Source organism: Curtobacterium sp. MCBD17_026, from assembly GCF_003234895.2.
GTDB classification, from domain to species: Bacteria; Actinomycetota; Actinomycetes; order Actinomycetales; family Microbacteriaceae; genus Curtobacterium; species Curtobacterium flaccumfaciens.
In genome coordinates, this window is the sequence record NZ_CP126281.1 from 922,221 (window position 1) to 933,967 (window position 11,747).

11 protein-coding genes and 1 tRNA gene are annotated in these 11,747 nt (G+C 70.7%); 7 read left to right on the plus strand and 5 right to left on the minus strand.

The features are described from left to right. Positions 1 to 16: 16 nt before the first annotated feature. Both DEI85_RS04395 and DEI85_RS04400 read left to right on the plus strand, forming a co-directional pair. Positions 17 to 93: transfer RNA gene (locus DEI85_RS04395), tRNA-Met, on the plus strand. A gap of 172 nt (positions 94 to 265) precedes the next feature. After that, positions 266 to 1,105: a carbon-nitrogen hydrolase family protein gene (locus DEI85_RS04400; RefSeq protein WP_110860511.1), complete on the plus strand. Its 840-nt coding sequence runs from the start codon at positions 266 to 268 to the stop codon at positions 1,103 to 1,105. Between the two features lie 32 nt (positions 1,106 to 1,137). Here the strand turns inward: DEI85_RS04400 and DEI85_RS04405 are convergent, their stop codons facing one another. Continuing rightward, positions 1,138 to 2,346, minus strand: a complete 1,209-nt coding sequence (locus DEI85_RS04405; protein ID WP_111123354.1) for an aminotransferase class I/II-fold pyridoxal phosphate-dependent enzyme — start codon at positions 2,344 to 2,346, stop codon at positions 1,138 to 1,140. Between the two features lie 191 nt (positions 2,347 to 2,537). Here DEI85_RS04405 and DEI85_RS04410 point away from each other — a divergent pair, with 191 nt between their 5' ends. From DEI85_RS04410 to DEI85_RS04430, 5 genes are all read left to right on the plus strand, one after another. Continuing rightward, positions 2,538 to 4,478 (plus strand): S1C family serine protease, encoded by a 1,941-nt coding sequence (locus DEI85_RS04410; protein WP_258376324.1) that lies wholly within the window; start codon positions 2,538 to 2,540, stop codon positions 4,476 to 4,478. A gap of 183 nt (positions 4,479 to 4,661) precedes the next feature. After that, the gene (locus tag DEI85_RS04415; RefSeq protein WP_110860507.1) at positions 4,662 to 5,705 is read left to right on the plus strand and encodes a glycosyltransferase family 2 protein; all 1,044 of its coding nucleotides are present in this window, start codon (positions 4,662 to 4,664) and stop codon (positions 5,703 to 5,705) included. 4 nt (positions 5,706 to 5,709) lie between these two features. Further along, positions 5,710 to 6,531, plus strand: coding sequence for a CDP-alcohol phosphatidyltransferase family protein (locus DEI85_RS04420; RefSeq protein WP_110860505.1), 822 nt, complete (start codon positions 5,710 to 5,712; stop codon positions 6,529 to 6,531). Positions 6,532 to 6,575: 44 nt separating this feature from the next. Beyond that, positions 6,576 to 7,451 (plus strand): glycosyltransferase family 2 protein, encoded by an 876-nt coding sequence (locus DEI85_RS04425; protein WP_110860780.1) that lies wholly within the window; start codon positions 6,576 to 6,578, stop codon positions 7,449 to 7,451. A gap of 42 nt (positions 7,452 to 7,493) precedes the next feature. Then, a complete protein-coding gene (locus tag DEI85_RS04430) occupies positions 7,494 to 8,726 on the plus strand; it encodes a CDP-glycerol glycerophosphotransferase family protein (RefSeq protein ID WP_110860503.1) in 1,233 nt (410 codons plus the stop codon). 47 nt (positions 8,727 to 8,773) lie between these two features. On the opposite strand, the gene DEI85_RS04435 is transcribed toward DEI85_RS04430, so the two are convergent. From DEI85_RS04435 to DEI85_RS04450, 4 genes are all read right to left on the minus strand, one after another. Beyond that, positions 8,774 to 9,076, minus strand: coding sequence for a hypothetical protein (locus DEI85_RS04435; protein ID WP_110860501.1), 303 nt, complete (start codon positions 9,074 to 9,076; stop codon positions 8,774 to 8,776). Positions 9,077 to 9,190: 114 nt separating this feature from the next. Then, entirely contained in the window at positions 9,191 to 9,961 is a 771-nt protein-coding gene (locus tag DEI85_RS04440) for an ABC transporter ATP-binding protein (RefSeq protein ID WP_111124209.1), read from the minus strand. Next, positions 9,961 to 10,785, minus strand: coding sequence for an ABC transporter permease (locus DEI85_RS04445; RefSeq protein ID WP_258370020.1), 825 nt, complete (start codon positions 10,783 to 10,785; stop codon positions 9,961 to 9,963). Before DEI85_RS04445 ends, DEI85_RS04440 begins: the two co-directional genes overlap by 1 nt. 43 nt (positions 10,786 to 10,828) lie before the next feature. Then, positions 10,829 to 11,524: a phosphocholine cytidylyltransferase family protein gene (locus DEI85_RS04450; RefSeq protein ID WP_110862735.1), complete on the minus strand. Its 696-nt coding sequence runs from the start codon at positions 11,522 to 11,524 to the stop codon at positions 10,829 to 10,831. Positions 11,525 to 11,747 lie beyond the last annotated feature (223 nt).

An 11,747-nucleotide genomic window follows, 5' to 3' on the forward strand; every position in this document is an offset into this window, starting at 1 on the left:
AGGCTTCTAAACGTGCCGCGGGGTGGAGCAGTTCGGTAGCTCGCTGGGCTCATAACCCAGAGGTCGTAGGTTCAAATCCTGCCCCCGCAACCAAGCGTCACATGAAGGCCCCGGTCCATCAGGACCGGGGCCTTCTTCGTGCCCCCGGCCGCAGGACGACCGGTCGCAGGACGTCCGGTCGCAGGACGTCCGGCCGCAGGACGACCGGCCGCAGGACGACCGAACGCAGGCCCGCCCGCCACGGACCCCCGGGTACGCTCACCGCATGGCCACCCTCACGATCGCGGCGGCGCAGTTCGCCCCCGTGGACGACCCCGTCGCCAACCTCGACACCGTGCGCACCGCCGCCGTCGACGCGGCGGCCCGGGGCGCGGACCTCCTCGTCACGCCGGAGTACACCTCGTACTTCACCGCCGACATCGACGATCGGTTCGTCGCCGCGGCGCAGCCCCTGGACGGTCCGTTCGTCTCGGGCCTCCGCGACGTCGCCCGCGTGTCCGGCATCGCCCTGGTCGTCGGGGTCGCCGAGTCGGCGGACACGCCGGAGCGCTTCCGGAACACCCTGGTCGCAGTGCTCCCGTCGGGCGACGTGGCGGCGACGTACCGGAAGGTCCACCTCTACGACGCCTTCGGCTCGCGGGAGTCGGACCGCATCGAGTCCGGCGACCCGGAGCAGCTGCCGGTCTTCGAGCTCGGCGGAGTCCGCATCGGGCTCGAGACCTGCTACGACCTGCGCTTCCCCGAGGTCACCCGGCGCCTCGCCGCTCCTGAGACCGGCGCGGCCGACGTCGTCGTCCTCCCCGCGGAGTGGGTGCGCGGGCCCGGCAAGGAGCACCACTGGCGCACGCTCCTCACCGCCCGCGCGATCGAGAACACCGTCTGGGTCGTCGGGGTCGGCCAGACGCCGCCCGTCGGGATCGGCGGCTCGGTCGTCCTCGACCCGTCCGGCGTCGCGGTCGCCTCGGCGGGTGCCTCGCCGGGCACGCTCACAGCCACGATCGACACCACCGTCACGGACGCCGTCCGTCGGGTGAACCCGTCGTTGTCGTTGCGGCGGTACGACGTCGCACTGCGCACCCCGCCTGGAGGCCCGGGGCAGCGCTGACGCGTCCGTCGCGTCCCCGATGCGGTCGCGTCTCAGGCGCGGGGACGCGCTCCGAGGGTCGCCAGGCGCGCGGCGGCGTCCTCCAGGACACTCCGGCGCTTGCAGAACGCGAAGCGCACCAGGGACCGGTAGCCGGCGACACGGTCCGGTCGGACGAACGCCGAGACGGGCACGCCGGCGACTCCGGCCAGCGCCGGGAGTTCGAGGCAGAACGCGCGGGCGTCGTCGTACCCGAGCGGCGCGGCGTCGGCGAGCACGAAGTACCCGCCGTCGGGTCGCATCACGTCGAAGCCCGCTGCCGTCAGCCCGTTCGCGAGCAGCTCGTGCTTCGCGCGCAGGTCGGCGGCGATGCCGGTGAACACCGCGTCGGGCAGGCGGAGTCCCACGGCGACGGCCGGTTGGAAGGGCGCGCCGTTCACGAACGTCAGGTACTGCTTGACCGTCGTGATCGCGTCGACGAGCGCCGGGGGAGCGGTGAGCCAGCCGACCTTCCACCCGGTGGTGTTGAAGGTCTTGCCGGCGCTCGACACCGACACCGTCCGCTCCGCGGCACCCGGCAGGGTCGCGATGGGCGTGTGCGGGACGTCGAACGTCAGGTGCTCGTAGACCTCGTCCGTGATGATCACCGCGTCGCGCTCGGTGGCCAGGTCGACGATCGCCTGCAGGACCTCGGTGGGCAGGACCCGGCCCGTCGGGTTGTGCGGGGTGTTCACGAGCACGGCGCGGGTTCGGTCGGTGAAGGCGGCACGGAGCGTTCGCTCGTCGGGCAGGAAGTCGGGCGCGGTGAGCGGGACCGTGACGTGCACGCCGCCGGCCAGCCGGATGAGCGCCCCGTAGGCGTCGTAGAACGGCTCGAAGGTGATCACCTCGTCGCCGGGTTCGACCAGCGCGAGGATCGTCGCGGCCAACCCCTCGGTGGCGCCGGCGGTGACGAGGACCTCGCGGTCGGGGTCGACGTCGAGCCCGTACCACCGTTGCTGGTGCTCGGCGACCGCCGCCCGCAGGTCGGGGGTGCCGCGGCCTGGCGGGTACTGGTTCACGCCGTCGCGGATCGCCTGCACGGCGGCCTCGAGCACCTCGGCCGGCCCGTCCTCGTCGGGGAACCCCTGCCCCAGGTTGACCGCGCCGGTGCTGGCGGCGAGGGCGCTCATCTCGGCGAACACCGTCGGTGCGGGGACCCCGTCGGCTCCGAGCAGCATCGCTCCGTCGGCGGCTCGCAGCCACGGTCCTGCCTGGCGCATGTGGTTCCCTCCCGTGCGGGCGACGACGTGTCGCGCTGAACGGACCCCAACCTAGCTGTCCGTCCCGCGGCGGACCGGGTCGCCGTGTGCAGCGCACGCATAAGATCGCCAGGGGTGGCTCGCAGCCTCGCCAGAAGGACCGCTCAGGTGCTTGCGACAGACTGCACGAGCTTGAAAGGAGCACGTCCAGCATGACCGACACCACGCCCGACGGGCAGGGCGACGACCGCCGTCCGGACGATGCGGCTCCGCCTGCCGCCAGTGAGGACGCCGCAGCAGCGGCCACGAGAGGGAACACGTCGATGCCGAACGACTCCGACCAGCCGGACGAGACCCCTCGCCCGAACCAGAACGACGAGACGACCCCGGACCACACGGATGTGATCCCGTCGTCGACGGACCACCCGACCGACCGCTACACCGCGCCGTACCCCGCCGTCTCCGGCGAGTCCTCGGGCGTGCAGCAGGGCGGCTACGGCCAGCAGACGTCGCCGTACGGCCAGCAGTCCCAGCAGAGTCAGAACCCGTACGGCCAGCAGTCCCAGCAGAGTCAGAACCCGTACGGCCAGCAGTCGCAGTACGGCCAACAGTCCCAGCCGAGCCAGAACCCGTACGGCCAGCAGTCGCAGTACGGCCAGCAGGCGCCGCAGGCCCAGAACCCGTACGGCCAGCAGTCCCAGAACCCGTACGGCCAGCAGTCCCAGTACGGCCAGCCGGGCGCCGAACGCCCCCGCTACGGCGAGTACGCCCAGCCGACGTCCTCGTCCGCTCCGAGCTCGTCCTCCGAGTACGCGAACGCATCCGCGCAGGCCCCGCAGTCCGCCACGAGCGCCTTCGGCGACGTCGACGGCGCGAACCAGCGCAACGGGCACTACTTCAGCGACGACGCCTCGGGTGCCGCGGCGACCACGACGACCAAGGAGCGCTCGGGCCGCAACAGGCTGCTCCTGCCGATCATCGCCGGTCTCGTCGTGGCCGGGCTCGTGGGTGGCGGTGCTGGATGGCTCGCATCGTCGGCGGCGAACGACGGTGGCAGCGTGGTGTCCTCAGGTTCGTCGCAGGGCGGCAACCTGACCGTCAACGACTACGACTCCGCCACCGTCGTCACCGCGGTCGCGGCACAGGCGACCCCGTCCGTCGTCACCATCAACGTGTCGGCGAGCAACGAGGCCGGCACCGGTTCCGGTGTCGTGATGAGCAAGGACGGCTACATCGTCACGAACACCCACGTGGTCACCCTCGACGGCGACAGCTCGAACGGCCGGATCACGGTGACGACCTCGAACGGCAAGATCTACGCGGGCAAGCTCATCGGCACCGACCCGACGGTCGACCTCGCGGTCATCAAGATCGATGCGACCGACCTCAAGCCGATGGAGTTCGCGGACTCGTCCAAGCTCAACGTCGGGGACACCGCGGTAGCGATCGGTGCGCCGCTGGGCCTGTCGAACACCGTCACCGACGGCATCGTCTCGACCCTGAACCGCAGCATCCAGGTCACCTCGAGCGCCCCCAGCGAGGGTGGCGACTCGAACGAGGGCGGCAACGGCGGCTCGGGTCCCTTCGACTTCTGGGGCAACGGGGACAACGGCAGCAGCTCGTCCGCGAACACCACCGTGTCGCTCCCGGTCATCCAGACCGACGCATCGATCAACCCCGGCAACTCCGGCGGTGCGCTGCTCGACTCCGACGGCAAGCTCATCGGCATCAACGTGGCGATCGCGTCCGCCGGCAGCTCCTCGTCGTCCGAGTCGGCCGCCGGCAGCATCGGCGTCGGCTTCTCGATCCCGTCGAACCTGGTGAAGCGGGTCGCGAACGAGATCAAGGAGAAGGGGTCGGCCACGCACGGGCTGCTCGGCGCGACCGTCGGCGATGCCTCCGAGGACGCCAACGCCACCCAGATGGGCGCGCTCATCAAGTCGGTCTCGTCCGGCGGAGCCGCGGCGAAGGCCGGTCTGCAGAAGGGTGACGTCGTCACGAAGATCGGTTCGGCGACGGTCTCCGACGCCACCGACCTCACCGCGCAGGTGCGCTACTTCGCGGGCGGCGCGTCCACGACGATCAGCTACCTGCGCGACGGCCAGACCCGTCAGGCCGACGTGAAGCTCGGAACGTACGACAGCAAGGGCTGACGCCACCACAGGACGGACAGGAGGCCCGGGGCACGACGTGCGCCGGGCCTCCAGTCCGTCCCGGGGGCGCGTCCCGCGCCGTCGCAGGTGGGCGGTTCGGCCTCTTGATAGGCTCATGGTCGCTCTGCGGGGCGGCACCGCCCCGGTGCGTCCCGTGCCGCCAGCCAGCACCCCGAGGTACGCATGCAGTCAGACGGACAGCCCCTGCCGGGCGTCTCGTACGTGATGCCCGTGCTGAACGAGGTCACCGAGGTCCGGGCCGCCGTCGGCAGTCTGCTCGACCAGGACTACACGGGCCCGTTCGAGGTCATCCTCGCGCTCGGGCCGTCGATCGACGGCACGAACGAACTCGTCGCCGAGATGAGCGCTGCCGACCCCCGGATCCGCGCGATCGACAACCCCGTCGGCTCGACGCCCGCCGGGCTGAACGTCGCGATCCGTGCGTCCGTGCACCCCGTCGTCATCCGCGTCGACGCGCACTCGGTCCTGCCCACCGACTACACGCGCATCGCGGTGCGCACGCTCCTGGAATCCGGGGCGGACAACGTCGGCGGCATCATGCGCGCCGAGGGCCGGACCCCCTTCGAGCGTGCCGTTGCCCTGGCCTACGGCAGCCGTGTCGGCCTCGGCGGCACGCCGCACCACGTGGGCGGCACCGCCGGCCCGGCCGAGACCGCCTACCTCGGCGTGTTCCGACGCGAGCGGCTGTTCGACGTCGGACTCTTCGACGAGGGCATCAAGCGCGGCCAGGACTGGGAACTCAACCGGCGGCTGCGCCAGACCGGTGGGACCGTCTGGTTCACGCCGGAACTCGTCGTCACCTACCGCCCGCGACCGAGCCTGAAGCGCCTGGTGCGGCAGTTCGTCGCCACCGGGCTCTGGCGCGGTGAGCTCGCGCGTCGGTTCCCGGCGAACAACGGCCTGCGCTACTTCGTGCCGCCAGCGATGGTCGCGGCGATGGCGCTGGGCATCGTCGCCGGACTCGTCGGCATCGTCGGCGCCGCGCTCGGCACCCCGCTCGCCTGGGCGCTGCTCGGGTTCGTGGTGCCCGTCGTCTACCTGCTCTTCGTCGTCCTGGGGTCGATCGCGGTGGCGCGCCGCTCCGGGCTGCCGACGCTCCTCTGGCTGCTCGTCGTGCTGCCCTGCATCCACGTGGGCTGGGGGCTCGGGTTCATCATCGGGTTCCTGACCCGCACGTCCGAGCTGACCACCCACACGGGACGGTGACCGAATGACCGACCACCCCACGACCGGCCGCGGATCCGCACGGCCGACCTCGATCGCCGAACTCCGGGCCGTCGCCCAGCCGGACGAGGTCCGTGCGCGCGCCAACGCCGAGCACTGGACGGCCTCGCTGTACCTGCGCGACGTCTCGCCGTACCTGACGTGGGTGCTCCTGAAGACCCGCGTCAGCGCGAACCAGGTCACCGGCCTGATGATCCTGGTCGGCTGGAGCGTCGCCGCCGCCCTGCTCATCCCCGGCATCTGGGGCGCCGCGCTGGCGCTGGTCCTCGGCCAGCTGCAGATGCTCGTCGACTGCTCCGACGGCGAGGTCGCCCGGTGGCGCGGCACCAAGTCGCCCGCCGGGGTGTTCCTGGACAAGGTGGGGCACTACACGACCGAGGGGCTGATCCCGGTCGCGCTCGGCGTCCGCGCAGCCACCTGGCCGATCCACGGCGCCGACTGGATGTGGACCACGATCGGGTGCGCGCTCGGCCTGGTCATCGTGCTGAACAAGGCCCTGAACGACATGGTGCACGTGGCCCGCGCGAACGCCGGGCTCGACAAGCTGGTCGACCGGCGGGATGCCTCCACCGCCCCGTCCGGTCGGAAGCTCGCCTCGCTCCGCCGCGTGGCACGGTTCCTGCCGTTCCACCGCCTGTACCACTCGGTCGAGCTGAGCATGCTCGCGTTCGTCTTCGCCCTGCTCGCCCTGGTGATCGGCGACCCGCTCGCCAGCCGGATCCTGGTCGGTGCGCTGTTGCCGCTCGCCGTGCTCGCGACGATCGGGCACTTCCTGGCGATCATCGCCTCGAAGCGAGTCAAGGCGTGACCGACGACACGACCGTGCCCGGAACCCTGCGCCGTCACGCGGTGGTGCACCACGGACGACCACGCGTCGCCGTGGTGAGCCTGTCGCAGGGCACCCGGCCGGACGACCTGCGCCGCGGTCTGGACAGCGTGCTCGCCCAGCAGGACGTCGAGCTCGACGTCGCCTGCGTCGGCAACGGCTGGGAACCCACGGGCCTGCCGGACGGCGTGCGAGCCCTGGCCCTGCCCGAGAACATCGGGATCCCGGCCGGTCGGAACGCCGGGGCCGAGGTCGTCGACGGCGACTACGTGTTCTTCCTCGACGATGATGCGTCGGTGCCGTCGCCGACGTTCCTGCGCGACGCGATCGCGATGTTCGAGCACGATCCGTCGCTCGGCCTCGTGCAGCCCCGGGTCGTCGACCCCACGGGTGCCGCGAACCCCCGCCGATGGGTGCCGCGGATCCGGAAGGGCGAGCCGGACCACTCGTCGCCGGTCTTCTCGGTCTGGGAAGGCGCCGTCGTGCTGCCGATGGACGTCTACCGGGCCGTCGGCGGCTGGGGGGCCGAGTACTTCTACGCCCACGAGGGCATCGAGCTCGCCTGGCGCGTGTGGGACGCCGGCCGTCGGACCTGGTACGCCGGCGACCTCGTCGCGCACCACCCCGCGATCGACCCGGCGCGGCACACCGAGTACTACCGGTTGAACGCCCGGAACCGGGTGTGGCTGGCTCGGCGCAACCTGCCCCCGGTGCTGCGCCCGGTGTACGTGGGGTCGTGGGCCGCGATCCAGATCGCGCGTTGGTGGCGTCACCCCCGCCGACTGGCCACCTGGTTCGGTGGGATCCGTGAAGGATGGACGACCGACTGCGGTCCGGTCCGCCCGATGGGCTGGCTCACAGTCGCACGGATGACCATCGCAGGGCGGCCGCCGGTCGTCTGACCCGCACGCCTCGTCCCACCAGAGCAGACCCGGAGAAGGACCATGTCGATCATCAGCGACCTGCGAACCGCGCTGCGGCTCGTCGACCGACTCCTGACGTCCCGCCGGAGCCGACGGCAGCTCGCACAGCGACTGCCGTCCGCGCCGAAGCCGGCGCCCGGTTCGGTCGAGATCGCCGTGTACTTCGCCGACGGTCCGGTCAACATGTACCAGGTGCGCCAGTGGTACGCGCCGCTGGCCGAACTCGCGAAGACGCACCCGGTGGCGATCATCTCGCGGAGCCCGGGCACCATGCTGACCCTGCTCGACGAGTCGCCCGTGCCCGCGGTCTACGCCCGGCAAGTGGTCGACCTCGAACACTTCGTCGACACACAGGCGCCGAAGGTGGTGCTGTACGTCAACCAGAACGCCCGCAACTTCCAGATGATGCGGTACGGGCGGATGTGGCACGTCTTCGTCAACCACGGCGAGAGCGACAAGATGTACATGACGACGAACCAGTTCAAGGCGTACGACTACGCCCTGATCGCGGGGGACGCCGCACGTGACCGTCTGGCCGAGGCGCTGTGGGACTACGACCTGGACGTCCGGACCATCGCGATCGGACGCCCGCAGGCCGACCACTTCGCCGGAGCGGCCCCGTACCCCGACGACGACCGGACCGTCGTGCTCTACGCCCCGACGTGGGAGGGCGACCGCGGTGCCGCGGCGTACGGGTCGATCGCGTCGCACGGCACGGTCATCGCCGAGCAGGTGCTCGCATCGCCCCGCCACCGTCTGGTGTACCGCCCTCACCCGCGCAGCGGTGTGCTCGACCCCGCCTACCGCGCGGCGCACGAGCGGATCGTCGCGGCGATCAGCACGGCCAACGCCGCCGACCCGGCCGCGCACCACCTGTACGACGACGGCGGTGACCTCGGCTGGCAGCTGGCGGACGCGGACGTGGCGATCACCGACATCAGCGCGATGATCTACGACCGGCTGGCGGTGGGCAAGCCGCTCATCGTCACGCGGCCGGTGTCGCCCGAGGCCGACGTCGACGAGCGGGGCTACCTGAGCGCCGCGAACTGGCTGACCGCGGCCGACGCCCCGTCGGTGCTGGCCCGTGTCGACGCGGCCGCGAGCGACGCCGAGGAGCTCGCGCGCCTGCAGCACTGGGTCGCCCGGTACTTCGGCGACACGACGCCGGGCGCCGCCACGGAGCGGTTCCACGCGGCCGTGGAGTGGCTGCTGGAGCGGTGGCGGACCGTCGCCGCCGAACGCGACGGGCGCTGACGGTCGATCGTCACCCCGGGTGCTCCGTGCCGGAGGCCGGTGCGGCGTCACGGCTGCATCCCCGGCCCGACGAGTGACATCCGCCAGAGGTACTCGGACCGGTCGGGTCGACGCCACCGGACGATGACGACCCCCGTGTCCTCGGGGTCGGCGCCGAAGACCGCCAGGGACAACGATCGACCCGGGTCGAGGCGGCGCACCGCGAGCGGCGGGCAGTAGCCGTTGCCCAGGTGGGTGAGGGAGAGCCCGTCGACCGGCTCGGGGCCGGTGTTGACGAGGTCGTACCGACGCGGTGCGTGCGATCGGTCGACGGCGAACGGGACGGCGTACGCGGTTGGTGGGTGGTGCATGGGGGGAACGCTAGGGGAGGGTCCGACGGCGGGACCCCGGGGCGCCCACGAGGGCCGGGGCTGTGGAGGGAGCCAGTGACACCCGTGTTGGTGCAGGGGGAGTACCTCGGCCGGTCAGGAGCCGTAGTCGGCCGCGTACCGGGCCAGCGCGGCCTCGATGGTGCCGTCGAGCTGCAGACGACCCTTGTCGAGGTAGAGCCCCCGGTCGCAGAAGCGGCGGAGGTCCTTGTCGCTGTGGGAGACGAAGAACAGCGTCCGGCCGCCGGCCAGGAGCTGCTCGATCCGCTTGTAGCACTTCTCGCGGAAGGCCTTGTCGCCCACCGCCAGCACCTCGTCGACCAGGATGACCGGCTCGTCGAGCCGCGAGATCACGGCGAACGCGATGCGGACCTTCATGCCGCTCGACAGGTGCTTGTAGGGGGTGTCCACGAAGTCGGCGATCTCGGCGAAGTCGATGATCTCGTCGAAGGCATCGCGGATCTCGGCCCGCGACATGCCGTGCAGGCCCGCCGTCAGGTACACGTTGTCGCGCACGGTGAGGTCACCGACGAAACCACCCGTGATCTCGATGAGCGGGGCGACGCCGGCACCCACGTCGACACGGCCCTCGTCGGGCAGCATGACCTGGGCCACGAGCTTCAGCAGGGTCGACTTGCCCTGTCCGTTCCGCCCCACGACGCCGATCGCCTCGCCCGGGCGGACGTCGAACGACACGTTGCGGAGCGCCCAGAACTCATCCGCACGCTTGCGGCGCCCGCGTCCTGCGAACAGGTCCTTGAAGTTCCGGCTCGCGCGACGGTTGCGCTTGAAGCAGATGCCGGCGTCGCGCACCGAGATGACCGGGGAGACGGTCTCGGTGCGTCGGGTCTGGTCGGTCGCGGTCATCACAGCTCCTTCAGCACACGGTGCTCGCTGCGGCGGAACACCGCGAAGCCGACCACCAGGACGATGCCGGTCACGACCACCGAGGCGCCGACCTCGAGCCAATCGAGCTGGCCGGGGAAGAACGCCGCACGGTACATGCCGAAGATGCCGGTGAGCGGGTTGATCGCGGCGATGTCCCGCAGGGCGGGCGGCAGCGCGTGCGTGCCGTAGATGATCGGGGACGCGTAGAACAGGAACCGAAGCACGAGCTTGGTGGCGCGCTCGAGGTCACGGAAGAAGACCACGAGCGGGGCGACGATGAGCCCCAGGCCGTAGACCAGCGCGCACTGCAGCACGATCGCCAGCGGGAAGAACACGACCTGCCAGTGCAGGTGCGCACCCGTCGCGATGGCGAAGGCGGCCAGGACCGGCAGGCTCAGCAGGAACTCGATGCCCTTCGACGCGTCGATCCGTGCCACCCAGATCGTGCGGGGGATGGTGGTCGAACGGATGAGCTTCGATTCCTTGATGAACGCCCGGGTGGAGTCCGAGACGCCACCGGTGAACCACATCCACGGCAGCAGCGCGGACAGCAGGAACACGATGTACGGATCTTCACCGACCGAGCCGCGGTGGAAGACCTGCGTGAAGACGAACCAGTATATCCCCGACATCACGAGCGGGTCGAGGATCGACCACAGGTAGCCGAGCGCCGACGTCGAGTAGCGGACGCGGAGGTCGCGGACGGTCAGCAGCCAGAGGGCCTGACGATAGCGCCGACCGGCGCTCCGGGCCTTCGCGGGTGCGGGAGCCACGGGCGCGGTCGGCGCACTCGCTGTGGTCACGATTTCCCTTCGGGCGGAACCGCCGAGGGATCCTGAGGGTGGTTCAGGCGAACAGGTTGTTCGCGCGCTCGAGGTCCTCGGCGAAGTCGATCTCGACCGCGTACAGGTCGGAGATGTCGATCGGCGTCCAGCGTAGTCCGTCCTCGGCGATGGCAGCCTCGATGCCGCCCTCGAAGTACTCCTGGTCGTCGACGCGACCGAGCTGCCGGATGAGGGCCTGCTTGTCGGCGGCGGAGACGTAGTTGATCCCGACGGCTTCGCCGAGACCCCCGACGACCTGCTTGGAGAGCTTGTGGATGAAGCCCTCGGCGTCGACGGTGTACTTGACCTCTTCGTCGGAGACCTTGTCGGTGTTGACGCTGACGAAGGAACGGCCCTCGTCGATCATGTCGGCAGCACGGACGAGCGCCATCGGGTCGAACACCACGTCACCGTTCATCCAGAGCACACCGCTCTTGCCGGTGGCCTTGAGGGCGCGCAGCAGGCTCTTCGAGGTGTTGGTGGAGTCGTACGACTCGTTGTAGACGAAGTTCGCGTCGGGGAACGCCTCGACGATGTGCTCCGACTTGTAGCCGACGACGATCGTCACACGGGCGCTCGAACCGAACGCGGCGCGGATGTTGTCGAACTGCTGCTGCATGATGGTGCGGCCGTCACTGAGCTCCGTGAGCGGCTTCGGCAGGCTGCGGCCGAGACGGCTGCCCATCCCCGCTGCGAGGATCACGATCTGCGTGGTCATGCTGGTCCCTTCTGGTGTCCGCCCGCGCACCCTGGGGTACGGGCGGGCCTCGTCGAGTCTGCGCTTCCAACGTCCGAGTTGCCCGAGAACCGTTCGTGTCGACGGGGTCGTCGCTGCGAAGAGGCCGCCGGGATCGCCTGCTGGAGCAGGTTTCCAAGTGGTGAACACTCCTTCGTGCCCTGGTGAATGATACGGAAACACCCCCTCGCGGGGTACGGGTCTG